We start from the raw sequence: 25,602 nt of genomic DNA, 5'->3' as shown, positions 1-25,602 counted from the left end.
CATCAGGGGCACGGTCCGGAACAACGCGATACATTGGCAGGCATGAGCGAAGCCACCTCCCCGGACGCCCGACGCGGCACCATCCTGGTCCTGAACGGGCCCAACCTGAACCTGCTGGGCACCCGAGAACCGGAAAAGTACGGCACGGCCACCCTGGCCGACGTCGAGGAGCTCGCCAAGGAGGCCGGCGCGGCGCACGGATTCGACGTCGATTGCTTCCAGTCCAACCATGAGGGCGCCCTCGTAGACGCCATCCATGCCGCCAGGGGCAAAGCGGTCGGCATCGTCCTGAACGCCGGCGCCTACACCCACACCTCGGTGGCCATCCGGGACGCCCTCTCCGCAGTGCAGCTTCCCGCCGTCGAGGTCCACATCACCAACGTGCATGCCCGCGAACCGTTCCGGCACCACTCCTACCTCTCGGACATCAGCAAGGCTGTGATCGCCGGGGCGGGTATCCTGGGCTACCGCTTCGCCGTCGACTACCTCGCCGAGCTGCACGCGGACCGGGACTGAGCATGTCCCCCGGTGCGGAGCCGGCAGGGACCGCGGAGTGGTACCGCCACTTCGGCACCGTCGACGCGCCCGGCAACTCCCCCTGCTACGCGGAGTGGTCGCAGGGCATCGCGGACGACCCCGAACTCATCCGGCGCATCGACGCGTGGCCGCACAACAAACGCCAACCGCTCCTGATGCTGGCGGCCGCCCGCTTCCTCGGCGCCCGGATCGGCCCCTACGCGGAGTTCAGGAGGTTCCTTGACGCCCATTGGGACGGCATCTCCCGGATTGTCCTCTCCCGGTCCACCCAGACGAACGAGGCCGGCCGCTGCGCCGCGTTGCTCCCGTCCCTCGCCCGGATCGCCGCCGCGGAGAAGCGTCCGTTGGCCCTCATCGAGGTCGGCGCGTCGGCGGGGCTGACGCTGTACCCGGACCACTACGGCTACGAATTCGACGACGGGGCGGGCAGCGTCACGCAACTGGCTCCGGCCGGCGCCGCGCCCGGGACCTACCCGGTGCTGCGCTGCGCCACGGCCGGGCCGGTGCCCCTGCCGGCCGCGCTGCCGGTGGTCGCGTGGCGGGCCGGCATCGACCTGAACCCGCTGGACATCCAGGACCCCGAAGATGTCGCCTGGCTGGAGGCCCTGATCTGGCCCGAGCAGGATTTCCGCCGTGAGCGGCTGCGCCAGGCGATCGCCGTCGCGCGGACGGATCCGCCGCTGCTGGTGGCCGGGGACCTCAATGAACAACTCGTCTCCCTGGCCGGGCAGGCACCGCCGGAGGCCGCCCTGGTGGTATTCCACAGCGCGGTCATGGCCTACCTCGATGCCGCCGGCCGCGAACAATTCCGCGACACCATCGCCCTGCTGGCCGCGGACCGGGGCTGCCACTGGATCTCCAACGAGGGCCACACCGTCATCGTGCAGGCGGACGGATCCAGCGTGGTTCCCGAAATGGACGAAGCACGGCTCCGCGGCCGTTTCCTGCTGCTGGAGGACGGCCTGCCGGTGGCCATCGCCGGCCCGCACGGCCAGAGCCTGGAGTGGATCGAGGCCGCCGGCGCCTGACGGGCCGGTCCGCCCGTTCCCGGATAGTTCGGCGCGGGCTACTTCTTAATGCACTGGCCCGGCGACACGGCGTCGCCCAGGTCCGGGGCCTTTGCGGCCACGGGGCCGAGGTCGTTCATGGTGATGGCGAAGCCCAGCGAGGGCTCGGACGTCGACTTCGCGAAGACGACCCCGGCCACCTGGCCGCCCGTGGTCAGCAGCGGACCGCCGGAGTTCCCGGGCTGCACGTCACCCGCGAGCCGGTACACATCCTCGGCGGCGGCGTTGTTGCCATAGATGTCCGGAACCAGCACGGTGGTGATGTCCCGCACCGTTGCCGGCTTGGACTGGAACGGGCCGCCGTGCGGATAACCCGCGAACGCCGCCGGGCTGCCGGCGGGAAGGTCGCGCCCCAGCGGCAGCGGCGCGGCGCGCAGCCCGTCCACGGCCAGGATGGCGAGGTCATGCCGGCTGTCGAAGTACACCACCCGGCCGGGGAGCGCTCCCCCGCCGGGGACCTCCACAACGGGCTCCGGAACGCCGGCCACCACATGGGCGTTCGTCACGACCCGGCCGGGCGAGACCACAAAGCCGGTGCCGGTCTGGTTCTGGCCGCACTGGTAGGCGGTCCCGGCGATCTTCAGCACGGACGCGGCTGCCTTATTCAAGGCGGGGGTGTCGGTGCTGGCATCCGGCACTGGCACAGGCCGTCCGCCGACACCACCTTCAAACAGAGTCGGAATCCCGTCCCCGATCACGGCCGAGCGCAGCTGGGCCATGGAGGTCTTCAGGGGCGTGGGCGTAACACCGTCGATGAAGCCGATCACCTTGGAGTCTGCCAGCTGTTGGGAAACGACCGGAACACCGAGCGCGCTGATGCTGAACGCCAGCATGGACATCACAAGGGCGGACACGGCGAGGTTGACTCCGCCGCCCACCACCCGGTCGGCCAGCCGAAGCGGACTGATCTTCACAACGCTGCGGATCCGCCGTCCGATCATGGTGCCCAGGCCGTGCCCCAGCATCATCAACAGCACGGCGGTGGCAATGATGGCGGTAAGCCGCCAGCCGGGATCGCCCACAAGGTCGCTGACGATCGGAATCGACACGAAGGCCGCCACGGCCCCCGCCGCGAACCCGGCAATTCCGCCAAGCGTCACCAGGAAGCCGTTGCGCAAGCCGTAGATCAGGTAGGACAAGAGCGTCAGAATCAACGCCAGGTCCAAGATGGTCAAGCCGAACACCGGGGCTCCTTAATGACTGGTAGGTGCCCATTCTACCGGCGCGGGCTGACAGTTTGCCGGGTCCCGCAGCAGCCCGGGACGTCACCCGCCCGCCGTTTCGTGCGTTTCGGTGCCAAGTACGTCACAGAAGCCGCAAAATTCTGAAACAATGGCTGAAGCGCCCCAGCCGACACAGTAAGTCAGGAGATTTCATGGATATCGAGGTATTGCGCCGCGCACCCCTTTTCGCCACGCTCGACGACGAGGCGTTCCGTCTGCTGACGGACGAACTCACCGAGGTGGACCTCTCACGCGGAGCCTCGGTATTCCGGGAAGGCGACCAGGGCGACCAGCTCTACTTCATCGTCTCCGGCAAAGTGAAGCTCGGCCGCACCTCCCCGGACGGCCGCGAGTCGCTGCTCGCCATCCTCGGCCCGGGCGAATTGTTCGGCGAAATGGCGCTGTTCGACCCGAGCCCGCGTACCGCGACGGCCACCGCCGTTTCCGAGACCCGCCTGGCCGGGCTGAAGAACGAGAGCCTCAACGCCCTCCTGCGCACCCGCCCCGAGGTCTCGGCCCAGCTGCTGCAGGCCCTCGCCCGGCGACTTCGCCGCACCAACGACTCGCTCTCCGACCTGGTCTTCTCCGACGTCCCCGGACGCGTGGCCAAGGCGCTGCTGGACTTGGCCGACCGCTTCGGCCGCCCCGCGACGGACGGCGTCCTGGTTGCCCACGAACTCACCCAGGAAGAGCTGGCCCAGCTGGTCGGCGCCTCGCGCGAGACCGTCAACAAGGCCCTCGCCGAGTTTGTCCAGCGCGGCTGGCTGCGCCTTGAGGCCCGCGCCGTCGTGATCCTCGACATGCAGCGCCTCCGCCAGCGCTCCCGCTAAACCGCAGGGACCATACGCGAAGAACACATGCCAAGGGCCGGCTCCGAATATTCGGAGCGGGCCCTTCGCATGTCCTGACCCGGAAAGTGGCATCCGGAACCGTGCGTCTGAGCGGGCCAATACCGGCCCGGCAGGCACGTTACCGTTCGCGCTGCGGTTCCCCGGCCACGGTCTTCGCGGCCTCGACTTCCAGCATCAGGCGGCCGCCTTCCTCCACCAGGGCCGGCTGATAGGCGTGAGCCTTGCGTTTGTAGCTGAGGTAGGCGATGCAGCCGTTGGCCGCGGCCATCTTCTCCAGCATGATCTCCGATCCCGGGACCAGGAGCTGGCCGAGTTTCAGGCCCACGGTGTTCGGCTGGCCCACCTCGTCGCCCAGTGCGGTGGTGTCGCGCTCGGCGATCGCCTTGCGGACGCACACCCAGCGCGCCCACACGCCCTTGCTGGCCAGCAGCGAGGGCTGCTGGTTCATCGGGATGGTCGCGGCGAAGTAGCGCGTGTTGAAACGGCGGTGGGCGAAGTCGGGGCTCAGCCAGTTCACCAGCGGCTTGAGCAGATCCGTCCGCACCGAAAGCCCGCGCTTGGCCAGCACGTCGGTGAAGGACCTCTCCTGGTCGGCCACGGCTTCGCGGGCGCGCATCCACTCGGCGGTGGACGTCGCCTCCACGGTGGTGGAAAGGTCCGGACCGGCCAGCAGGACGCCCGTCTCCTCGAACAACTCGCGGATGGCGCCGATGACGTGGCGGCGTGCCAGCCCGACGTCGGATGTTCCCATCTGCTCGGCCCACCACTGCGGGGCGGGGCCCAGCCAGTTCACGGCGTCGTCGTCGGACGTTTCGAGCGAGCCGCCGGGAAAGGCGAGGACGCCCAGCGGCGAGGCCCCGGGCCGGTAGCCCAGCCAGGTCTCCAGGCCGGTAGGCGAATCGCGGAGCAGGACCACGGAGGAGGCGTAGCGGGGTGCCCGGGGGGTCCGCTCGCCGTGATCAAGCCAGCTGCGGGCTGCCCCTTCAAGGTCCGGGGGAAGATCGAACAGGCGTCGTGCTAGGTGCGGCAAGGAAAACGACCGGCCTTCTAGGCGAATTCGGCGATCAGTTCGACCTCGACCGGAGAGTCGAGCGGCAGAACTGAAACGCCGACGGCGGAACGTGCGTGCTGGCCGGCGTCGCCCAGGACCTTGCCCAGGAGTTCGGAGGCGCCGTTGATGACACCGGGCTGGCCGGTGAACGAGGGATCGGAGGAGACGAAACCGACCACCTTGACGATCCGGGTGATCCGGTCCAGGTCGCCGATCACGCTCTTCACGGCGGCCAGGGCGTTGACGGCGCAGACCTCGGCGTAGCGCTTGGCCGCTTCCGGGGACACGGTGGACTCATCCGAGGTCCCCTCGGTCCCCGAAGAGACCTTGCCGGTGGCCTCGAGCTTGCCGTCGATGAAAGGCAGCTGGCCGGAGGTGTAGACGTGGTTGCCGGAGATGACGGCCGGAACGTAGGCGGCCACCGGGGCGGCTACCTCGGGAAGCGCCAGGCCGAGCTCGGCAAGGCGCTGTTCGACGGCGGACGACGCGCCGGTGCCGGCGGCACTTTCGGCCGTGCTCGCGGGGCTCGCTGCCGCGGCCGGAGCGGTCGTTTCGGGGGTGCTCATGGCTAGTTCTTCTCCCGCTTCAAGTAGGCAACCAGGCCGTTTCCGTCCGGGCCCGGAACAACCTGGACGAGCTCCCAGCCGTCGTCGCCCCACTGGTCCAGGATCTGCTTCGTCGCGTGGATAATGAGCGGAATCGTGGCGTACTCCCATTTGGTCATGAAGTAAAGCCTAGTCCTTGCCGGTAAAGTGGAAAACATGGCGACTGGTAAGAACCCTTTATTCGACACGGCCACCACCCTCGGAAAGCTCGTACTTTTCCTGGGCGTGAGCGCGATTTGTGGTGTCCTGGCGGCGGGCCTGCTGGTCCCCGCGGCCGCCGTCTCCGGGAACGCGGCGAGTGGTTCGATCAAATTCTTCGAGACCCTGCCGGCCGAATTGAAGGTTGAACCGCCGAGCCAGTCGACCAAGATCCTGGCCTCGGACGGCAGCGTCATCGCCACAATCTACAAAGAGAACCGCACCCGCGTGTCGCTGGATCAGATGTCCCCGTACATCAAGGACGCGGTGGTCGCCATCGAGGACAGCCGCTTCTACGAGCACGGCGGCGTGGACACCACCGGCATTCTCCGCGCACTGGTCGCCACCGCGCGCGGCAATAAGCAGGGCGCCTCGACCATCACGCAGCAGTACGTGAACAACGTCATCAACTCCTCCCTCGAATCCGAGGGCAAGAGCGACCAGGTCCTGCTGAACGGTGTTAACAAGGGCGTCGGTGACAAGCTACGCGAGATGAAGCTGGCAATCGCGCTGGAAAAGAAATTCTCTAAGCAGCAGATCCTTGAGGGCTACCTGAACATCGTCTTCTTCAACCGCGATGCGTACGGCATCGAGGCGGCGTCGCGGCTGTTCTTCAGCACCTCCGCCAAGAACCTGTCGCTGCCGCAGGCCGCGCTCCTGGCCGGCGTCGTGAACAGCCCGTCCTTCTACGATCCGGTCACGCACCCGGACAACGCCAAGGTCCGCCGCAACCTCGTGCTCAAGGCGATGCTGGCGCAGGGCAAGATCAAGCAAGCGCAGTACGACACCGCCGTCGCCACCCCGGTCAAGACCAAGGTCACCCAGCCGCGCCAGGGCTGCGCCTACTCGTCCACCGCTCCGTACTTCTGCGACTACGTGCTGCACCTGCTGCTCAACAACCCCGCCTACGGCGCGGACGCCAAGGAACGCGAGCGGAAGATCTTCCGCGGCGGCCTGACGATCAAGACCACGCTGGAGCCTAAGGCCCAGAAGGCAGCCGAGGCGCAGGTCGATGCCGCCGCCGGCGCGAACCCGAACAAGTGGGGAGCCTCCCTGGTCTCCGTCGAACCGGGCACGGGCAAGATCACCAACATGGCCCAGAACACCAATTGGCTGCCGGCCAAGGGGAAATTCGACACCCAGATCAACTTCAACGTCGACAAAAACGACGAAAAGGGCAATGACCTCGGCGGCCTGGGCGGCGCCCAGCCAGGCTCCACCATGAAGCCGTTCACCTTCGCCGAATGGTTGGACGAGGGCAAGTCCATGAACACGGTGGTGGACGGCTCGGTGCGCGAGTATCGGACCGGCTTCCCTTGGCGGAACTCCTGCGGCACCACCGTCGGCACGTACAGCACCGCGGAGAAGAACGCCGGCGGCAACGCCACCGATGACCTCCAGAACGCGGAGCCGGACTACTACAAGCCCATGACGGTCCTTAAGGGTCTCTACAACTCGATCAACACCATCACCTTCGCCTCCGCCGCACAACTGGATTTCTGCGGCATTCAGCGGATCGTGGACGCGGTGGGCCTGCACAACGGCCTAGACAACAAGCCGATTGACATGTTCAGAGTGCCTAACCTGCTCGGCTCCACCCAGACCTCGCCGCTGACCATGGCCACCGCGTTCGCGACGTTCGCGAACGATGGCCGGTACTGCGCACCGATCGCGATCACCTCGGTGACGGATGCCACCGGAGCCAAGCTTCCCGCCCAGGCCACCAACTGCCGGGACGCCCTGAAGCCAGAGGTTGCGCGCGGCGTGAACTACGCGCTGCAGGAAGTGCTCAACCGCGGCTCCGGCTCGCTGATCCAGCCCCGCATTTCCACCCAGACCAACTTCCCGATTGCGGCCAAGACCGGTACCTCCAACAACAACGGCTCCACCTGGGTGGTGGGCCACACCACTGGCCTGGCGACGGCGGCCTGGTTCGGCGATCCGCTGGGTGGCCAGACACGGTCCGGGCAGAACATCACGATCAACGGCCAGTTCTATGAGGGCATCGACGGCTACATGATCGCCGGGCCGATGTTCTCCAGGTTCATGGCCGAGGTCGCCCCGTCGCACGGCACCGATCCGTTCCCGGAGCCGCCGTCGAACCTGCTGGCCGAGCCATACCAGCAGCCCACCAACAACGACGCCGGCAAGAACAACAACTTTGTGCCGCCGGCGAAGCAGAACCCGGCGCCGTCGTCACCGGCTCCGTCGGCACCGGCTCCGGCACCGGCACCCAAGCCCGGGCCCTCGAAGAAGCCATGATCAGCGGAACCAAGCTGGCCAGCCGCGCCCGAAGCATCGGGCGCGGCTTTGCCGTAACCACCGCCGTCGGCGCCGCGGCCGGGGCCGCCGCGACCGGTTACGGATTGTGGGAGAAGAACCAGTTTGTGCTGCGGGAGGAGTCGCTGGCCATCCTGCCCGCCGGGTACGGTCCGCTCCGGGTGCTGCACCTGAGCGACATCCACTTCGTCCCCGGCCAGCACCGCAAGGCCGCGTGGCTCCGCTCCCTCGCCGAGCTCCAGCCGGACCTGGTGGTGAACACCGGCGACAACCTTAGCCACACCAAGGCAGTCGATCCCCTGCTGGAGGCGCTGCAGCCGTTGATGGAGTTCCCGGGCGTCTTCGTCCCCGGCTCGAACGACTACTTCGCCCCCCGGCTCAAGAATCCCGCTTCGTACCTGCTGGGGCCCTCCAAGTCGCGCCCGGACCCCGTCGAACTGGACTGGCCGCGGCTCCGGGCAGGCTTCGGCATGGGGGGCTGGATTGACCTCACCAACCGCTGCCAGTCGCTCGTGATTCGGGGCCTGCGCGTGGACTTCTCCGGCGTGGACGATCCGCACCTGCGCCTCGAGCGCTACGCCGGCTGGCCGCGCGGCACCAAGGGCCAAGACGCCAAGCCGCACCTGCGGATCGCCGTCGCCCATGCCCCGTACCAGCGCGTGCTGGACCACTTCACCGAGGACGCCGCGGACCTGCTGCTGGCCGGCCACACCCACGGCGGCCAGATCTGCGTCCCGGGCTACGGCGCCCTCGTGGCCAACTGCGACCTGCCCACCTGGCGGGCCAAGGGACTGCACGACTGGGAAAGCAACGGACGCACGACGCCGGTCAACGTCTCGGGCGGCATCGGCACCTCGCGCTTCGCCCCGGTCCGGATCGCCTGCAAGCCCGAGGCCGTGCTGCTCACGCTCACCGCCCGGGCCTAGGCGCGGAGCCCAGCGCCTTCCGGGGGACATGCCCAATGGGGCCGCCGCGGAAGGGGCATGTCCTCGAGCCAGCGCCCAAGAACAGACCCCCGGGCTCCATTGCGGAACATAATTACTGCAACAGATTTCGGAACGGCCCGATATCCTGTGAACCGGGTCACGCGATGGCCTAGGGTAGTTGCTACAGGAAACTACATCCAGTTGCGTAATCCATTTCGCAGTTGCAGCTAAGAAGCAGGCATGGCCAAGCAGACCCCGTTTTTCTCATCCATCAGCCGTCTCTATCCGCACGTCAGGCCGATCATGCCGCGCCTGGTCATGGGCCTGCTGTCCGCCCTGCTGGCCAGCATCGTCGCGCTGGCCATCCCCCAGGTCTTGCGGATCCTGATCAACGATTGGCTGCGGCCCGGTGGCAGCGGCCAGGCCGTCTGGATAGCGTCGTCCGTGATCCTGGTGCTGGGCGTCGCCGAAGCCGGGCTCGTGGCACTGCGCCGCCAGTTCGTCATCAACCCGGCCACCACCGTGGAGACCCGGATGCGGGTGTCGCTGTACGACCACCTTCAGGACCTGGCGGTGTCCTTCCATGACCGCTGGGGTTCCGGGCAGCTGCTCTCGCGCGCCATGACAGACCTGAACTTCCTCCGGCGCTGGATGGCCTTCGGCGCGATCATGCTCGTGGTCACCACGCTGACCGTCGTGATCGGCGTCGTCGTGATGTTCTCCATGAGCTGGCAGCTGGCCCTGATCTTCCTGGCCGCCGCCGTTCCGATCATGATCTACGGCTTCCGCTTCCGGACCCGCTTCAGCAAGGTGGCCCGCCGCAGCCAGGACCAGGCCGGGGACCTGGCCACCACGGTTGAGGAATCCGTGCACGGCATCCGCGTGCTCAAGGCGTTCGGACGCAGCCGCGAGGCGCTGGAGAACTTCAACGAACAGGCCGAGGAGCTCCGCCAGACCGAGATCTCCAAGGCCAAGCACCTGGCAGCCTTCAGCCTGGTGGTGACGCTGCTGCCCGAGCTGGCCCTCGGTGCCGGGCTCGTCGTCGGCGTCATGCTGGCGGCCGGCGGCCAGCTGAGCATCGGCTCGCTCGTGGCCTTCTTCGCCACCGCGGCCGTCATCGCGGCGCCGGTGGAGTTCTGCGGCATGCTCCTGGCGATGGCGCTGACCGCCAAGACCGCCGTGGACCGGCACTTCGAAGTAATGGACTCGGTCAACACCATCACCAGCCCGCCGGAGCCGCGCCGTCCCGCCGAGCTCAAGGGCGCCCTGGGCTTCCACAATGCCAGCTTCGCCTTCGAGGACGCGCCGGACAAGCCGATCCTCAAGGACATCAGCCTGGACATCCGCCCCGGCGAAACGATGGCCCTGGTGGGCATCACCGGCAGCGGCAAGAGTGCCCTGCTGCAGCTGGTGCCGCGCCTCTTCGAGGTCAGCTCTGGCTCCGTCACGATCGACGGCGTGGACCTGCGCGACTTCAGCGTGGAAGAACTGCGCACCGTCGTCGCCGTCGCCTTCGAGGACACCACCCTGTTTTCCAGCTCCGTCCGGGACAACGTGCTGCTCGGAGTGCCGGGACACGAGTCGGCGGAACGCCGGGAGCAGATCCTGGCCGAGGCGCTGGACACCGCCCAGGCACACTTCGCCTACTCCCTCCCGGAAGGACTGGACACCCTGATCGGCGAGGAGGGCCTCAGCCTCTCCGGCGGCCAGCGGCAACGCATCGCCCTCGCCCGGGCCGTCGCCGCCCAGCCCAAGGTCCTGGTCCTGGACGACCCGCTCTCCGCGCTGGACGTGAACACGGAGGAGCTGGTGGAAGCCAGGCTGCGCGAGGTGCTTGCCGACACCACCACCTTGATCGTGGCCCACCGGCCCTCCACCGTGGCGCTGGCCGACCGGGTGGCGCTGCTGGAGGACGGCCGGATCTCCGCCGTCGGCACCCACACCGAACTGCTCGCCGAGAACAGCCACTACCGCTACGTGATTGCCAGCCTGGACCCGGAACCGCGGGACCTCGACTCCGAATTGTCCGCGCTCGAGGCCGAAGAGGTTTCCCGATGAGCACCACCACCTTCGGCACGGCCAACGAGGACAACGCCAACCTGTCCAAGGCCGAGAGCAAAGCCGTCCGGCGGCGCTCCCTAGCCCTGCTCGGTTCGCTCATCCGGCCCGTGCGCCTGCGCTTCTGGCTGACCATCGCCGCCGTCGTGCTGTCCCAGGCCGCCCGTGTGGCCGGTCCGGCCCTGATTGCCTTCGGCATCGACCACGCCCTCCCGGCCCTGCGCGGCGGGGACAACCTCCCGCTGGTGCTGGCCGGCGTCGCCTACCTGGTCGCGGCCGTCGCGACCGCCGGGCTGACCGCCCTGTACGTGACCTCGACGGCGCGACTGAGCCAGGCGATGCTGCTGGACCTGCGCGTGAGGGTCTTCCGGCAGACCCAGCGGCTGAGCCTGGAGTTCCACGAGAAGTACACCTCGGGGCGCATCATCGCCCGGCAGACCTCGGACCTGGAGGCGCTGCGTGAACTCCTCGATTCCGGGGTCAGCTCGCTCGCTTCCGGGTTGCTGTTCATGATCTTCACCGCGGCCACCGTGTTCGCCCTGGACTGGCGCAGCGGGCTGCTGGTACTCGCTGCCGGCGTGCCGATGTATTTCCTGTCCCGCTGGTACCAGAAGCATTCCGAGATCGCGTTCCGCGAATCCCGCGTCGTCTCGGCCCGGCTGATCGTCCACTTCGTCGAGACCATGACCGGCATCCGCGCCGTCAAGGCCTTCCGCAAGGAGCGCCAGAACGCCGAGCGCTATGCGGAACTCTCCGAGGACTACCGCAAGGTCACCGTCCGCTCCATCAACCTCAACGGCGTCTTCCAACCCGGGCTGGTGCTGATCGGAAACGTCTGCGTCGCCGTCGTGCTGCTGTCCGGCGGCTTCCGCGTCGTCAGCGGCGAGCTCGCCGTCGGCGTCCTGCTGGCGCTGATCCTCTCCACCAAGCGCTTCTTCCAACCGGTGGACCAGATGGCGATGTTCTATAACTCCTTCCAGAGCGCCCAGGCGGCGCTGGAGAAGGTCTCCGGCCTGCTGGAGGAAGTGCCCACCGTCCGGCCGCCGAAAAACCCCGTTGCACTGCCCGAGGCGAAGGGCCGCATCGACTTCGAGAACGTCGAGTTCCGCTACGGCGACGGACCGGTCATCATCCCCGCCATGGACCTGCACATTCCCGCCGGCCAGACGGTGGCGCTGGTGGGCCAGACGGGCGCCGGGAAGTCCACCCTCGCCAAGCTGATCGCCCGCTTCTACGACGTTTCCTCCGGCTCGCTCACGCTCGACGGCGTGGACCTGCGGCAGCTGACGACGGCGGACCTGCGCCGCAACGTCGTCATGGTCACCCAGGAAGCCTTCCTGTTCAGCGGCTCCGTAGCGGACAACATCGCCCTCGGCAGGCCCGAAGCTTCCCGGGAGGAGATCGAGGAGGCAGCAAAGGCCGTGGGCGCGCACGAGTTCATCACGGCGCTTCCGGACGGCTACGACACGGACGTCAACAAACGCGGCGGACGGGTCTCGGCCGGGCAGCGCCAGTTGATCAGCTTCGCCCGGGCCTTCCTGGCCCGGCCGGCCGTCCTGATCCTCGACGAGGCCACGTCCTCGCTGGACATCCCGTCCGAGCGGATGGTCCAAGCCGGGCTGGCGAGCCTGCTGCAGGGCGTGAGCTCCGGCGAAGCGGGCCGCACCGCACTGATCATCGCGCACCGGCTCTCCACGGTGGAGACCGCGGACCGCGTCCTCGTGGTCCATGACGGCCGCGTGGTGGAAGACGGTACGCCCGCGGAACTGATCGGCGGCGGCGGCCGCTTCGCCAGGCTGCACGGGGCGTGGAAGGACTCGCTGGTCTGATTCCCGGCTCCGGTCCCCCGCGGCGGCGTCGTTTACGGCACCGATTTCGCATCCGGGGCCGGAATCGGATACTCTTGTGAAGTTGCTTTTGAAGTAACGGATCGGGATGTGGCGCAGCTTGGTAGCGCGCGTCGTTCGGGACGACGAGGTCGCAGGTTCAAATCCTGTCATCCCGACCAATCAAAGAGGGCCTTCCACTTGGAAGGCCCTCTTTTTTTGTCCCGCCAGCCACAACAGACACCGAACAGCCATCGACTGCTCCGTAGTCGCCGTTATGACCCCTCAAAAGGGCCGTTTCGGAGCACTCGATGGACTGGGCCGGGCAAAAAGGAGCCCCGGGACACCTAGGGTGTCCCGGGGCTGCCTGGAGCGTTGCTTACATCGGGTCCGGCCAGTTGCCGATCCGGGTGGTGCTCGCCATCGGGTCCGGCCAGTTGCCGATCGCCGAAAGCGTGCCCTTGCTCGTGCCCATGGGATCGGGCCAGTTGCCGATCGCCAGAGTGTTGTTGCTCATGGGGTCCGGCCAGTTACCGATGGCACTTACTGACAGCACTGCGGGAGCCGCTGCGGAGAACGCCAGAGCCCCGGCCAAGGCGACGGAGGCAGCAATCTTCTTGAACATGTGGGTTCCTCAATACGAGTCGGAAATACGATTCGGAAAGTTACAAAGCCAGCACCAGCCCTTGTTGACATACATTGTAAAATTACTTGCACAGAGACTGTCAAGCATTTAGTACATCGACTGTCCGGAATTAGGAGGAACCCGTGGGGAACGGATTCGGGGAGAAACTCCGAGCTGAACGGCTGGAGCGCGGCCTCACCCAGGCGGAGCTGGGCAAGGACCTTTTCTCACCCAGCTACATCTCGCTGCTTGAGACTGGCCGCCGTGAACCGACCGCGGATGTTATCGAAGAGCTCGCCCGCCGGCTGGAGCTGGCGCCCAAGGCTTTGGAGGCCTGGAGCCAGCCGGTGTCGGTCAGCGACGCCGAATACGTGCTCGCGGGGCTGTACGCGCGACAGGCCTGGGATCTGCGCGATTATCCGCTGGCCGCCAGCCACGCCGCCACTGCCGCCCAGATCGCGCTGGAGGGAAAAAACACCAGCGCCTGGTGGAACATGACCTACATGCAGGCGGAGTGCCTCATGAAACAGGGGCAGTTGAAGGAGTGCCAGAACTTGGTGCAGCGGCTGCTGGACCACCCCATGGCCGCCGAATCGGCCGGCCTGGGGGTGCGTGCCCGGCAGATGCTGGCCGCCGTGTGCCACGGCCAGGGCCAGCTGGCAGTCGCCGTCGAGCACGCCCAGGAAGCGGTCCGGCTCTGCGCCCAGCTCCCCAAGGGCTCCACGTTGATCATTGGCGCGCTCCGCGCCCTGATCGGTGCCCTCGCCGAAAGCGGCCGGCTCGACGAAGCCTGGCAGTACTGCCAGGAGATGAACGAGCAGATGGATGGGCAGTCCATCTCCCAGCTGGCCGGCGAGGTCGCCTGGGTGATCGGGAACGTGGCGTTCATGCGGCACGACTACGCCGAGGGCATCAAGTACCACGAGAAGGCTGCCACGCTGCTCTCGCCGGCAAGCGACATCGACCTCTGGGCCAGGTTCAACAAGGCCTCCGCCGCCGTGCGCCTGTCCTCCGGGATCGTCGAACCGGAAACCCTGTCCTCGATCGAACGCGCCGAACTGGCCCTCTCGATCGTCGGCGGCAACAAGACTGACCGGCTTGAGGTGGCCTTCATCCGGGCCCGCTGGCTCTACCTCACCGGGGACATCGTCGGCGCGGTTCAGAAGCTGCGCGAGATCCACGCCGAACGGGACGCGCTGGCCAAGCACGTCGCCGGCGAGGTGGCCCTACTGCTCGGCAAGGCGCTCAAAGCAGCCGGCGAGTCCGATGAAGCCCTCGTCTACCTGGAGGAAGCGCAGAAAGACTTCAGCGCCGCCGGGGCCTCGGACCGGGTCCAGCAGGCCATGGACGCGGTGCTGGAAATCCGGCTGGCCAAGCGCCGCGCCGAAGCCGCCGCCGCGGGCAGCTAGGCGACCCGGCAGCTAGGCGACCCGGCCGCAAGGCAGCGCTTAGGCGAAGGTCCTGCCGGTGAGCAACTCGTACGCCTCCACGTAGCGGCTGCGGGTGCGGGCGACGACGTCGGCCGGCAGCGCCGGCGGCGGGGTGTCGGAGGACTTGTCCCAGCCCGATTCCGCCGAGGTCAGCCAGTCGCGCACGTATTGCTTGTCGTAAGACGGCTGCGCCTTGCCCGGCTCGTAGGTGGCGGCATCCCAGAACCGCGAGGAGTCCGGCGTCAGGACCTCGTCGGCGAGGGTGATGACTCCGGTCGCGGCGTCGATGCCGAACTCCACCTTGGTGTCCGCCAGGATGATGCCCCGGCCGCGGGCGATCTCCTCCGCTTTGGTGTAGATCTCCAAAGTCAGCTCGCGGAGCCGGGCGGCGACGTCCTCGCCCACCAGGTCGACGACGGCGTCGTAGGTGATGTTCTCGTCGTGCTCCCCCACCTCGGCCTTCGCTGACGGGGTGAAGATGGCCTCGGCGAGCCGTGACCCGTCCACCAGGCCGCCCGGCAGCGGGATGCTGCACACGGTGCCGGACTGCCGGTATTCGACCAGCCCGGATCCGGTCAGGTACCCACGGGCGATGCATTCCACCGGGAACATGTCGAGCTTCTTGCAGATCATGGCGCGGCCTTCGACCGCGGCTGGGACACCGGCGTCGACCGTGGACGCGAGCACATGGTGCTCCACGCCCAGCTGTTCGAACCACCACAGGCTCAACTGGGTGAGGATACGGCCCTTGTCCGGGATCTCGCTGGCGAGGACATGGTCGTAGGCGCTGATGCGGTCGCTGGCAACCACCAGGACGCACTCGTGGCCGACGCGCTCGGTGATGGACTCGTCCGCCGGGATATAGAGGTCGCGAACTTTACCGGAGTAGACGTGCGTCCAGCCGGGAAGGTCCAGCGCCTCGGTCTCCAGGCCGCCGGCGGGTTTGGCGGATTCGGTGGTGTTCATGCTCAAGCCTTCGCTTTCCCGGCAGCGGCGGCCGCGACAGCCGAAGCTGCGCCGGGCGCCGTCACCTTGATTTCGCCGCGCGCGGCCTTGCCGCCGATGTCGGTGCGGAACTGGCCGCCGTCGAGCTGGACGAGTTCGACGCCGTCGTACGCCCGTTCGCGGGCCTCCACGAGGTCCGTCCCGAGCGCAACCACCGCGAGGACGCGGCCGCCCGCGGAGACAACCTTGCCCTCGTCGTCGAGCTTGGTGCCGGCGTGGATGACGTGCACGCCCTCAATGGCCTCGACCTTCTTGAGCCCGCGGATCCGGTCACCGGTGCGGGGCGTGCCGGGATAGTTTTCGGCGGCGACGACGACGGCGACCGCCGACTCCTTGGACCAGCGCAGCGGCTGGACCTTGTCCAGTTCCCCCTTCGCGGCAGCCATCAGCAGGCCCCCGAGCGGGGTCTTGAGCCGGGCCAGGACAGCCTGGGTTTCCGGGTCGCCGAAGCGGACGTTGAATTCGATGACGCGGGTGCCGCGCGAGGTCAGGGCGAGGCCGACGAAAAGCACGCCGACGAACGGTGTGCCGCGGTGGGCCATCTGGTTGACGGTGGGCTGCGCCACCCGGTCGATGACCTCCTGGACGAGGCCTTCGGGGGCCCAGTCCAGCGGCGTGTAGGCGCCCATGCCGCCGGTGTTGGGACCCTCGTCGTTGTCGAAGATCCGCTTGAAATCCTGCGCGGGGGAAAGCGCCACCGTGGTGCTGCCGTCGCAGAGCACGAACACGGAGACCTCGGGGCCGTCGAGGAATTCCTCGATCACCACGGTCCCGCCGGCGTCGAAGCAGCTCTGCGCGTGCGCCAGCGCCTCGTCCCGGTTGCGGGTGACGACGACGCCCTTGCCGGCGGCCAGCCCGTCATCCTTCACAACGTAGGGGGCTCCGAAGGTGTCGAGGGCGTCGGCGGCTTCCTCGGCGTTGGAGGCTACGCGAGCCATCGCGGTGGGGACGCCGGCCTCGGCCATGACCTCCTTGGCGAAGGCCTTGGAGGCTTCAAGCTGGGCGGCGGCCTTGCTGGGGCCGAAGACCGGGATGCCTGCGGCGCGGACCGCATCGGAGACCCCCGCGGCCAGTGGTGCTTCCGGTCCGACCACCACGAGGTCGACGGCGAGCTTGGTGGCCAGCGCGGCGACGGCGTCGGGATCGTTCGCGTCGATGGCGTGCGTGGGGACCAGCTTGCTGATACCGGCGTTGCCCGGGGCCCCGTGCACCTCGGAAACGTTGGGGTCGGCGAGCAAGGATCGGACAATGGCGTGTTCGCGGCCGCCGGGGCCGATGACAAGTACCTTCACAGTTCCCAAGGGTACTTTGTGGACCCTGCAGGCTCCTAAGCTGTGACCGTCGCCGGGCATGCCCAGTCCACGCCGCGAGCGCCGGACATGCCCACTCCCCGCCGCAGGCGCCGGACATGTCCGCTCTTCGGCTCTCGGGACAATCCGCGGGCCCTCCCGCTCCGAACATCCTGTATGAACATGCCCAGCACCCCGAAGCCCGGCACCACCCGCCAGCCCAGGAAGCGGCCAGCGCTGCTGTCCGGGCCCACCGCGCTCGCCGCGCTGGCCGGGGTGGTTTCGGCCGCCGTCGTGCTGGCCGTCGCGGAACTGATCGGCGCCTTCTTCACGGCGCGGGCGACGCCGCTGATCGCCCTGGGCTCGACCTTCATTGACTTCACCCCGCCGTGGATGAAGGACTTCGCCATCGCCACCTTCGGCACGAATGACAAGGCCGCCCTGTTCGTGGGGATGGGCCTGACCATCCTGCTGCTGGCCTGCGTGCTGGGCATCGTAGCCTTCCGCAAGTGGGCCCTGGGCGTGGCCGGCGTGCTGCTCATGGGCGCGGTGATCGTAGCCAGCGTGGTGACGCGGGCCAGCGTGAAGCCCCTGGATGCCATCCCGTCGCTGATCGGCACCGTGGCCGGCCTGGTGGTGCTTCGGTTCCTGATCGGCAAGCTCTGGCGGACCCGGGAATGGCCGGAGGTGGCCTCCGACCGGGGCGCCAAGGAGCCGGACCGCCCCGCCACAAGCCGCCGCGCCTTCTTCACCGCCAGCGGCATCACCGCGGTGGCCGCCGCAGCTGCCGCCACCGGCGGCCGGCTCCTGAGCGCCGCCCGCAGCAACGTCGCCCAGGCCCGGGAAGCCCTGAAACTCCCGGCCCCGGCGAAGGCCGCCGCCGCCGTCCCCGCCGGCGTCCAGTCCAAGGCTCCCGGCGTCACCCCGTGGCTCACCCCGAACAAGGATTTCTACCGGATCGACACCGCGCTCAGCGTGCCGGAAATCGACGCGCAGTCCTGGGAACTGCGCATCCACGGCCTCGTGGAGCAGGAGGTCCGGCTCAGCTTCCAGGACCTGCTGGATGCCCAGCTGATCGAATCCCACGTCTCGCTGACCTGCGTCTCCAACCCGGTGGGCGGCAACCTGGCCGGCAACGCCAAATGGCTGGGCATGCCCATCCGGGATGTGCTCAAGATGGCCCGGCCCAAGGACGGCGCGGACATGGTGCTCTCCACCTCCGTCGACGGCTTCAGCGCCTCCACCCCGCTGGAGGTCCTGCAGGACGACCGGGACGCGATGCTGGCGATCGGCATGAACGGTGAGGCCCTTCCGCTGGAGCACGGCTACCCGGTGCGCATGGTGGTTCCCGGGCTGTACGGCTTCGTCTCGGCCACCAAGTGGGTCGTGGACCTGGAAGTGACCCGCTTTGCGGACAACAAGGCCTACTGGACGGAGCGCGGCTGGTCCGAGCGCGGTCCGATCAAGACCATGGCCCGGGTGGAGGTCCCCAAGTCCTTCGCCAAGGTCCGCGCCGGAAAGGTCGCGATCGGCGGCACCGCCTGGGCGCAGACCCGCGGCATCACCAAGGTGGAGGTGCAGATCGACAACGGCCCATGGACCGAAGCCGTCCTCGCGGCGGAGGCCTCCGTGGTGACCTGGCGGCAGTGGTCCTTCGAGTGGGATGCCACCCCGGGACCGCACTACATCAAGGCCCGCGCCACCGACGGAACCGGCGAAGTCCAGACGGACAAGCGCGCCGATCCCGTGCCCGACGGCGCCTCCGGCTGGCAGTCCGTCATGGTCACCGTGGAGTAACTCGGCTGAGCCCGTGGAGTAACCGGGCTGAGGCCGCCACGCACCATAGACTTGCAGCATGCCTTTGAACTCGCATGCCACCTTCACTGTTGAGTCCGCCGTCGAACTGGCAGTCGTTGAACGCAGCGGCTTCATCGAATCCCGCCACATCGGTTCCGCCGTCGTGATGGCCGCGGACGGCAACGTCGTCACCGAACTGGGCGACATCACCACACCGATTTTCGCGCGGTCCACGCTCAAGCCGTTCCAGGCCCTGGCCTCCATGCAGTCGGGCGTCCCGCTGCGCGGCGCGCAGGTGGCGATTGCCTGCGGCAGCCACGTCGGTTCCCTCGACCACATGGATGTGGTGGAGGGCATGCTCAAAGCCGCGGGAGTGAAGGAAGACCAGCTCCAGTGCCCCGCCGCGTGGCCCGAGGACGAGACCGCCCGGACCTGGCTGGTCCAGACCGAACGCGGGAAGTCCCGACTGGCCTTCAACTGTTCCGGGAAGCACGCCGCGTTCCTGTGGGCGTGCACCGAGAACGGCTGGGACACGCACAGCTACCTTGAGCCCAACCACCCGCTGCAGCAGCGCATCCGGTCCGTGATCGAGGAATACTGCGGCGAGAAAATCGCGCACCTCGGCATCGACGGCTGTGGCGCACCGGTGGCCGCCGTGTCGCTCACCGGCCTGGCCCGCGCCTTCTCGAGGCTTGCCAAGGCTCCCGGAGACAACAACTCCAACGCCCGCGCCGCCACGATCGCCACCTCCATGCTGGACTACCCGTGGGCCGTGCAGGGCCGGGGGCAGGCCAACACGATCGTCATGGACGAGCTCGGGATCATCGCCAAGATCGGCGCCGAGGGCGTGCTGGTCATGGCCACCCCGCAGGGGGTCTCGGTGGCGTTGAAAGTCCTGGACGGCAACATCCGCGCGACGACGCTGGTGGGGCTGACCCTGCTCGCCGCCGCCGGCGCCGTCGAGATCCCGGAGGTCTCCAGCGTGCTGGAGAAGGTCGTCGAACCGGTGCTGGGAGGCGGCCGTCCGGTCGGCAAGATCCGCCTCGGCCACGCCGTCTCGGCGCTGCTGGACTAGGCCGTGGCAGTCTCACGGCGCCGGATCCCGGTGGACGAGGGCCGCGCGGCCTTGGCCTCCTGGCGGGACGCCACCGCACCGGCACCCGACGTCGCACCCGATGTCGCAGGGAACGCAGCGGCGGACCCCGTTGCCGGCTCAGCGGGTCCGGTGTCCCGCAGCACGCTCGCGACGGCGGTGCGCTACTCCCTCGAGGAAGTCACCGCCCGGGCACCCGGCAATTCGGTGGAGGTCCGCGTCCCGCCGTTCGGGGTCACGCAGTGCGTCGAGGGTCCGCGGCACACCCGTGGCACTCCCCCGAACGTCATCGAATGCGACGCCGCCACCTGGCTCGCGATGGTCACCGGCCGGTTGAGCTGGGCGGACGCCGTCGACTCCGGCCGGGTGGCCGCCTCGGGGCTCCGGGCCGACCTGTCCGCACTGCTGCCGCTCTAGGTCAGTCCAGCCAGCGCAGTCCAGTTCCGGGGCGACTCCCGCGCCTAAGATTCAGCCGCGCCCGATGAATGGCATCCCCGCGGCGGTGATGACGAGGGATCCCACACTCGCGGAGGCGGGCATTCCGGCCATCAGCAGCACGGCGCGGGCCGCGTCCTCAACCGGAAACGTCGGCTCCGGCCTGCGGCTGCCATCGGCCTGGAGCGCGCCGTCGTCCACGCCGATCTCGTCCATCAGCCCGGTGGCGGCGTTGCCGATGTCGATCTGGCCGCAGCTGATGCCGAAGCCGCGGCCGTCGAGGTCAATGCTCTTGGTCAGGCCGGTGACCGCGTGCTTGGTGACCGTGTAGGCGACGGTGCGCGGCCTGGGTGAGTGCGCCGCGATCGAGCCGTTGTTGATGATCCGGCCGCCCTGCGGCGATTGCGCCTTCATCGCCCGGACCGCGGCGGCGGCGCACAGCATGGAGCCGGTCAGGTTCACGGCCACCGTGGCATTCCAATCCTCGACGCTGACCTCATCCACCGAGGCCTCGGGACCGAACACGCCGGCGTTGTTGAACAGCACGTCCACCCGGCCCCACTGCTCGAGGGCGACGGCGAAGAGCCGTTCGACGTCGGCCGGGCGGGTAACGTCGCAAGGGAACGCGAGCGCCTGCGCGTGGCCGGCCCCGGTCGCCAGGAGCGGCTCCTCCCGCCGGCCGGCCAGCACGACCCGGTAGCCTTCGGCCAGCATGAGCCGGGCCACCGCCCGCCCGATCCCGGAACCCGCTCCGGTCACGACCGCGACCCGGCCAAGGTGGTGCTGGTGCGTCATGTGGGGCTCCTGGGGTGGCGTGGCGGTTCCGGTCCCGGACAGCCTATGCCGAGATGACACTTCGCGGCAGTGCCGGAGACAAACATTGCCGTGATCTGTCATCTCGCGGCCCACGTCAGGGTCTTGCACCACGAAGTAGAGTGAAGCGTGGCAACCACCGCGGGCGAGGCCTTGCTGGCTTACCTGGACCAGCAGCTCGCTGAACTGCGCCAGCACGCCCCAGGAGTCCGGGAGAGACAGCCGGAAGCGGTCCACCAGATGCGTGTCGCGGCCCGCCGCCTCCGCTCCCTGCTGGCCTCGGGTCGGCCGTTGTTCGACGACGGCGCCGTGGAACCGCTACGGGACGAACTGCGCTGGCTCTCGGGACTGCTGGGCACGGCCCGCGATCCGGGAGTGGTCCGCGAGAGGCTGGCGACCCTGCTCGCCCAGGAGCCCGAAGCGCTCCGCGGGATTTCCGGACCGCACGGCCCGGCCGCCACCCGGATCGACGAGGAGCTCGATGCCTTGGCCGCGGCGGGATTCGTCACGGTCCTCGAGGCGCTCAGAAACGAGCGCTATGCCCAGCTGCTGGCGGATCTGGAACGATTCGTCACCGACGCTGCGCTGTCACCCACGGCCGCCGGCGCTCCCAGGGCGAGGTTCGGCAAGCTCGTGACCAAGGACCGGCGGCGGTTACAGCGCGCCGTCACAGCGCTTCCAGCAAGGGCAGGCGACGCCGGCGCCCGGGATGCGGGCCTGCACGAGGTCCGCAAAGCGGCGAAGCGGCTGCGCTACTCCGCCGAACTGGCCGCCTCACTACCCAAACGCACCGGGAAGAAGCACGCAAGCAAGAAGCGGCGCCGGACCGCCAAACGGACAGCGAAGTCCGCGCGGACAATCCAGCAGTTACTGGGCCTGCACCAGGACAGCGTGGTGGCACGGCAGCGGCTGGAGGAGCTGGCCCGCCGGGCCCAGGACAGCGGGGAGAACGCCTTCACCTACGGACGGTTGCACGCAAAGGAGGAGGCCCTGGCGGCCGCCACCGAGCGGGACTTCCTGGACTTCTGGGATTCGTCGTCCCGGCCTGCGCTGGGCGGGTTGAGGACAAAACAGCCGCCCAGCTAGCGGCCCATCAGGCGCGGCCCGCCGCCCGGGGAAACGCGGCACGGACTGCGCGGCACGGACTGCGCGGCCGGTCGTACAGGATTAGCGCCCGCGGGTTAGCGCACTACGGTGCGGTGGCCGGCATCCAAACGCCGGGTCCAACCGCGCGAGTCAAGATGCTCCAGCAGTGGAACCGCGATGCGGCGGGTGGTGTCGAGCGCCTGACGCGCCTGGCTCGTGGTGAACGGCTGCTCAAGGCGGGCCAGCGCACGCATGGCAACGGCCGGCGCCGAAGGTAGCAGCACCACCCCGTCGCGCAACCGCAGCAGGCGGCCCGCCCGTTCGGCGGCAGCCAGCTCCCGGGCGCCCAAGCCCAGCGCGGTCAGGTCGTCGGCTTCCGGGGCGTGGAACGGGGCCGCGGAAAGCCGGCGCTCCAGCTCAGCGACGGCGGGCTCGGCGGCGCCGAGGTCGTCGCGGCTACCGGGCACCCGGATGTGTCCGGCGTCGGCCTCCAGCGTCGCGCCGTCGATCACGTGCGGCAGCAGCCGTTCGTCCGGCAGGCTCAGCAGGCCGGCCGCGGCCCCCATGGAGAGACCGGGGGCCAACGGGTCCCGTTGCCGCAGCTCCTCGACGGCAGTCCGCAACCGCTGCTGCCACGCCTCGAGGACGGGAGCGTGCACCCACCAGTCCCCCATGACATGGATGTCGTCGAATCCTGCGGGGTCCTGACCGGTCAGCAGCCCCAGCCGCCTCAGGTGGTCCTCCCGGACCGCACCGCGGGCCGCTACCGCCCCGGCGAGGTCGCCTGTGGGGTCCATCGCGGCGAGCCGCCGCGCCCACTTGGCCCCGTCGCCGCGGCGCACCAATTCGGGCGGGTCGGCGTCGAGGATGCGGGCGCCGCCCAGGACGGAGTGCCGCCCCGGATCCCGCAGCACCAGCCGGTCCCCCAGCACCAGGGGCAGGGCCCGGTCGAGGACCAGACGGGCAAGGTCGGCACCGAAGGGGCGCAGCCGGGCTGGCACCGCGGCGGTTCCCACGTGCACCATGATGTTCTCCGGCACCTCCGTGTACTCCAGGCCCGAGGCTCGTTGGATGCCGACGACGGCGGTGGTGGGCCAGGCGTCCGGAGTCACCAGCACGTCGCCCCGGTGGATCTCGGCGGGGCCGACGTCGCGGAGGTTCAGGGCCACCCGGCTCACCGGTTCCACGGAGGTCCGCGCGATGTCGCAGCTTTGCAGCGCGCGGATGGCCACCGGCCGCTCGGTGGCATCCCCCAGCAGCATCAGCCGGTCGCCGCGCGCCAGGGTTCCGGCGGCGAGGGTTCCTGTCACCACGGTCCCGGAGCCGGTGATGGTGAAGGACCGGTCCACCCAGAGCCGCACTCGGCCGGTGAGGATTGGCGCCGGCACCCCGGCGAGGACGTCGTCGAGCGCGGCGCGCAGCTCGTCCAGCCCGGTGCCGTCAATGGCGGAGACGGCGACGGCGGGAGCGTCACGCAGGCCTGTTCCGGCCAGCTCGGCGCGGGTCCTGGCCAGGACCTCGGCGCGCCGCTGCTCCGTGGCCCGGTCGGAGCGGCTCAGGACGATCACTCCGTGCTCGATGCCGAGGGCCACGACGGCGTCCCGGTGGTCACTGGACTGTGCCTGCCAGCCCTCGTCGGCTGCGACCACGAAACAAACTACGGGCGCCGGGCCGATACCGGCGAGCATGTTCCCGAGGAACCGCTCGTGTCCCGGCACGTCGACGAAGGCCACGTCGCGGCCGGAGGGCAGCGCAGTCCACGCATAGCCCAGGTCGATGGTCAGTCCGCGGCGGCGTTCCTCTTCCCACCGGTCCGGTTCCATCCCCGTGAGGGCGCGGACCAAGGTGCTCTTGCCGGAATCAACGTGCCCGGCCGTGGCGATGACGTGCATAATTCAGGCTGCGCCCCCGGCATCGGCCGCCGCAAATCGTGACTGGGCTTGGCGGACTGCGTCGAGGATCCGGTCGTCGTCCGCGGCGGGCACGCAGCGAAGGTCGATCAGGCAGGCGCCGTCGTGCACGCGCGGAAGCACGGCCGGGCTGCCGGTACGCAGCGGCCCGGCGAGCCGCTCCGGCAGCCGCAGGGCCCAACCCGGCAGGGGCACGCCGGGGGCGCCGCCGCCGCCGACCCTGCCGTCGTGGGCCACGACCGGGACGCCGAGGGCCGCGGCGAGCCTGTCGGTGCGCCGGCGCAGCTCCCCGACGTCGGCGTGCAGGGCCTGGGACACGGGCGTGGCCCCGCCGGTGAGGGTGGCTTCGAGGGCGGCGAGGGCGAGTTTGTCGGCACGGACCGCCCGGGCCAGGGGATGGCGGGCCAGCCTGTCGATGATGTCCTTGCGGCCCAGCAGCAGGCCCGCCTGGGGCCCGCCCAGCAGCTTGTCGCCGCTGGCGATGACGACGTCGGCTCCGGCCAGCAGCGCGGAGGTCACGTCCGGCTCGTCCGGCAGCAGCGGGTCGTGCGTCAATAGTCCGCTGCCGAGGTCGGCCACCAGGGGCACGCCGCCGGACACGGTGAGCCGGCTCAGTTCGGTCAGCGGCACGGCGGAGGTGAATCCGTCGACCCGGAAATTGCTGGGGTGCACCTTGAGCACGCACCCCGTCTGCGGTCCCAGGGCGTCCGCGTAGTCGGCCAGGTGCGTCCGGTTCGTGGTGCCGACCTCCCGGAGCACCGCGCCGGTGGACTCCATCAGGTCCGTAAGGCGGAAGCCGGCGCCGATCTCGACCAGTTCGCCGCGGCTCAGGACCACGTCCTTGCCGGCCGCCAGGGCGGTGGTCGCCAGAACGAGTGCGGCCGCTCCGTTGTTGACCACCAGCGCGGCCTCCGCCGCGGGGCAGGCAGCAAGCAGGGCCGCCCGGGCACCCGCTCCCCTGCTGGAGCGGCTGCCGTCCCGAAGGTCGAGTTCGACGTCGACGTAGCCGCTGGCGGCGACGAGGGCTTCCTTGGCGGCGTCCGAGAGCGGCGCGCGCCCGAGGTTGGTGTGGACAATGACGCCGGTGGCATTGAGCACCGGCCGCAGGGTGGTTGCCCGGCGGCCGTTCACCGCCGCCGTCAGCGTCGTTTCCACCAGGGCGGGGGCCAGTTCGCCGCGCCGGGCCCGGTCCTGGACGTCCCGGACCAGCTCGCGGATGACGTGGCCGCCGAGCCGCCCGGCGGCTTCCCGGACGGAGGGCAGGGCAAGCAGGTCGTTCGTCCGCGGAATGAATCGCCGGGGGTCGATCTGGTCCACGGTCCTCCTCGGCCGGCGGCAGTGACGCCTGAAGTTGGCGGTGGCGGACGGGAATCGAACCCGCCAGGCCGAGATGCTCGGCCGCACCGGTTTTGAAGACCGGGGGGCCCACCAGGACCCGGACGCCACCGCGCCTCAATATAGCAGGGTTGCCTTGGGGGTACGCTGGGCGGGTGACCG

22 protein-coding genes and 2 tRNA genes are annotated in these 25,602 nt (G+C 69.1%); 13 read left to right on the top strand and 11 right to left on the bottom strand.

What is annotated here, in order from left to right; translation table 11 throughout:
- The first annotated feature begins 42 nt into the window (after positions 1-42).
- Together aroQ and AC1DNC_RS09160 are read left to right on the top strand one after the other, a co-directional pair.
- A complete protein-coding gene (aroQ, locus tag AC1DNC_RS09165; RefSeq protein ID WP_476862255.1) occupies positions 43-516 on the top strand; it encodes a type II 3-dehydroquinate dehydratase in 474 nt (157 codons plus the stop codon).
- Between the two features lie 2 nt (positions 517-518).
- Positions 519-1,565 carry a DUF2332 domain-containing protein gene (locus AC1DNC_RS09160; RefSeq protein ID WP_476862254.1) on the top strand — a complete coding sequence of 349 codons (1,047 nt, stop codon included), beginning with the start codon at positions 519-521 and terminating at the stop codon, positions 1,563-1,565.
- A 38-nt stretch (positions 1,566-1,603) separates the two neighbouring features.
- On the opposite strand, the gene AC1DNC_RS09155 is transcribed toward AC1DNC_RS09160, so the two are convergent.
- Positions 1,604-2,788, bottom strand: a complete 1,185-nt coding sequence (locus AC1DNC_RS09155; protein ID WP_476862253.1) for a MarP family serine protease — start codon at positions 2,786-2,788, stop codon at positions 1,604-1,606.
- A 191-nt stretch (positions 2,789-2,979) separates the two neighbouring features.
- Here AC1DNC_RS09155 and AC1DNC_RS09150 point away from each other — a divergent pair, with 191 nt between their 5' ends.
- Complete coding sequence (locus AC1DNC_RS09150) at positions 2,980-3,657, top strand: Crp/Fnr family transcriptional regulator (RefSeq protein ID WP_011693220.1); 678 nt, start codon at positions 2,980-2,982, stop codon at positions 3,655-3,657.
- A gap of 139 nt (positions 3,658-3,796) precedes the next feature.
- Here the strand turns inward: AC1DNC_RS09150 and AC1DNC_RS09145 are convergent, their stop codons facing one another.
- The 3 genes from AC1DNC_RS09145 to AC1DNC_RS09135 are packed head-to-tail and all read right to left on the bottom strand — an operon-like array spanning position 3,797 to position 5,453.
- Complete coding sequence (locus AC1DNC_RS09145; protein ID WP_476862252.1) at positions 3,797-4,708, bottom strand: NUDIX hydrolase; 912 nt, start codon at positions 4,706-4,708, stop codon at positions 3,797-3,799.
- A gap of 17 nt (positions 4,709-4,725) precedes the next feature.
- On the bottom strand, positions 4,726-5,295 hold the full coding sequence (locus AC1DNC_RS09140) for a RidA family protein (protein ID WP_476862251.1): 570 nt from the start codon (positions 5,293-5,295) through the stop codon (positions 4,726-4,728).
- A 2-nt stretch (positions 5,296-5,297) separates the two neighbouring features.
- On the bottom strand, positions 5,298-5,453 hold the full coding sequence (locus AC1DNC_RS09135; RefSeq protein WP_175321496.1) for a DUF4177 domain-containing protein: 156 nt from the start codon (positions 5,451-5,453) through the stop codon (positions 5,298-5,300).
- Between the two features lie 37 nt (positions 5,454-5,490).
- On the opposite strand from AC1DNC_RS09135, the gene AC1DNC_RS09130 reads away from it, so the two are divergent.
- The 5 genes from AC1DNC_RS09130 (at position 5,491) to AC1DNC_RS09110 (ending at position 12,804) form a co-directional block, all read left to right on the top strand.
- On the top strand, positions 5,491-7,794 hold the full coding sequence (locus AC1DNC_RS09130) for a transglycosylase domain-containing protein (protein ID WP_476862250.1): 2,304 nt from the start codon (positions 5,491-5,493) through the stop codon (positions 7,792-7,794).
- On the top strand, positions 7,791-8,738 hold the full coding sequence (locus AC1DNC_RS09125; RefSeq protein ID WP_476862249.1) for a metallophosphoesterase: 948 nt from the start codon (positions 7,791-7,793) through the stop codon (positions 8,736-8,738). The genes AC1DNC_RS09130 and AC1DNC_RS09125 overlap by 4 nt, the downstream gene beginning before the upstream one ends.
- 240 nt (positions 8,739-8,978) lie before the next feature.
- The gene (locus AC1DNC_RS09120; protein WP_476862248.1) at positions 8,979-10,796 is read left to right on the top strand and encodes an ABC transporter ATP-binding protein; all 1,818 of its coding nucleotides are present in this window, start codon (positions 8,979-8,981) and stop codon (positions 10,794-10,796) included.
- Positions 10,793-12,625 (top strand): ABC transporter ATP-binding protein, encoded by a 1,833-nt coding sequence (locus AC1DNC_RS09115; RefSeq protein ID WP_476862247.1) that lies wholly within the window; start codon positions 10,793-10,795, stop codon positions 12,623-12,625. Before AC1DNC_RS09120 ends, AC1DNC_RS09115 begins: the two co-directional genes overlap by 4 nt.
- A 102-nt stretch (positions 12,626-12,727) precedes the next feature.
- Positions 12,728-12,804, top strand: a tRNA-Pro gene (locus AC1DNC_RS09110).
- Between the two features lie 197 nt (positions 12,805-13,001).
- Here the strand turns inward: AC1DNC_RS09110 and AC1DNC_RS09105 are convergent.
- Positions 13,002-13,247: a hypothetical protein gene (locus AC1DNC_RS09105; RefSeq protein WP_476862246.1), complete on the bottom strand. Its 246-nt coding sequence runs from the start codon at positions 13,245-13,247 to the stop codon at positions 13,002-13,004.
- A gap of 143 nt (positions 13,248-13,390) precedes the next feature.
- Here AC1DNC_RS09105 and AC1DNC_RS09100 point away from each other — a divergent pair, with 143 nt between their 5' ends.
- Positions 13,391-14,656 carry a helix-turn-helix domain-containing protein gene (locus AC1DNC_RS09100; protein WP_476862245.1) on the top strand — a complete coding sequence of 422 codons (1,266 nt, stop codon included), beginning with the start codon at positions 13,391-13,393 and terminating at the stop codon, positions 14,654-14,656.
- A gap of 39 nt (positions 14,657-14,695) precedes the next feature.
- Here the strand turns inward: AC1DNC_RS09100 and AC1DNC_RS09095 are convergent, their stop codons facing one another.
- The gene (locus tag AC1DNC_RS09095) at positions 14,696-15,643 is read right to left on the bottom strand and encodes a phosphoribosylaminoimidazolesuccinocarboxamide synthase (protein ID WP_476862244.1); all 948 of its coding nucleotides are present in this window, start codon (positions 15,641-15,643) and stop codon (positions 14,696-14,698) included.
- Positions 15,644-15,645: 2 nt separating this feature from the next.
- Positions 15,646-16,974 (bottom strand): phosphoribosylamine--glycine ligase, encoded by a 1,329-nt coding sequence (purD, locus tag AC1DNC_RS09090; RefSeq protein ID WP_476862243.1) that lies wholly within the window; start codon positions 16,972-16,974, stop codon positions 15,646-15,648.
- Positions 16,975-17,154: 180 nt separating this feature from the next.
- Between purD and AC1DNC_RS09085 the strand changes: the two genes are divergently transcribed.
- Genes AC1DNC_RS09085 through AC1DNC_RS09075 form a run of 3 tightly spaced genes read left to right on the top strand, consistent with a single transcriptional unit; the run spans position 17,155 to position 20,278 of the window.
- On the top strand, positions 17,155-18,768 hold the full coding sequence (locus AC1DNC_RS09085) for a molybdopterin-dependent oxidoreductase (RefSeq protein ID WP_476862242.1): 1,614 nt from the start codon (positions 17,155-17,157) through the stop codon (positions 18,766-18,768).
- A 58-nt stretch (positions 18,769-18,826) separates the two neighbouring features.
- The gene (locus AC1DNC_RS09080; protein WP_476862241.1) at positions 18,827-19,843 is read left to right on the top strand and encodes an asparaginase; all 1,017 of its coding nucleotides are present in this window, start codon (positions 18,827-18,829) and stop codon (positions 19,841-19,843) included.
- Between the two features lie 3 nt (positions 19,844-19,846).
- The gene (locus AC1DNC_RS09075) at positions 19,847-20,278 is read left to right on the top strand and encodes a sterol carrier family protein (RefSeq protein WP_476862240.1); all 432 of its coding nucleotides are present in this window, start codon (positions 19,847-19,849) and stop codon (positions 20,276-20,278) included.
- 51 nt (positions 20,279-20,329) lie between these two features.
- On the opposite strand, the gene AC1DNC_RS09070 is transcribed toward AC1DNC_RS09075, so the two are convergent.
- Positions 20,330-21,091 (bottom strand): SDR family oxidoreductase, encoded by a 762-nt coding sequence (locus AC1DNC_RS09070; RefSeq protein ID WP_476862239.1) that lies wholly within the window; start codon positions 21,089-21,091, stop codon positions 20,330-20,332.
- Positions 21,092-21,238: 147 nt separating this feature from the next.
- Here AC1DNC_RS09070 and AC1DNC_RS09065 point away from each other — a divergent pair, with 147 nt between their 5' ends.
- Positions 21,239-22,195 carry a CHAD domain-containing protein gene (locus tag AC1DNC_RS09065; protein ID WP_476862238.1) on the top strand — a complete coding sequence of 319 codons (957 nt, stop codon included), beginning with the start codon at positions 21,239-21,241 and terminating at the stop codon, positions 22,193-22,195.
- Between the two features lie 95 nt (positions 22,196-22,290).
- On the opposite strand, the gene selB is transcribed toward AC1DNC_RS09065, so the two are convergent.
- From selB to AC1DNC_RS09050, 3 genes are all read right to left on the bottom strand, one after another.
- A complete protein-coding gene (gene selB, locus AC1DNC_RS09060) occupies positions 22,291-24,087 on the bottom strand; it encodes a selenocysteine-specific translation elongation factor (RefSeq protein WP_476862237.1) in 1,797 nt (598 codons plus the stop codon).
- 3 nt (positions 24,088-24,090) lie between these two features.
- Positions 24,091-25,422 (bottom strand): L-seryl-tRNA(Sec) selenium transferase, encoded by a 1,332-nt coding sequence (gene selA / locus AC1DNC_RS09055; RefSeq protein WP_476862236.1) that lies wholly within the window; start codon positions 25,420-25,422, stop codon positions 24,091-24,093.
- 35 nt (positions 25,423-25,457) lie between these two features.
- Positions 25,458-25,552, bottom strand: a tRNA-Sec gene (locus AC1DNC_RS09050).
- Positions 25,553-25,602 lie beyond the last annotated feature (50 nt).

The organism is Arthrobacter sp. 01N442, assembly GCF_056399345.1.
This window is presented reverse-complemented; position numbering and strand designations above follow the sequence as displayed.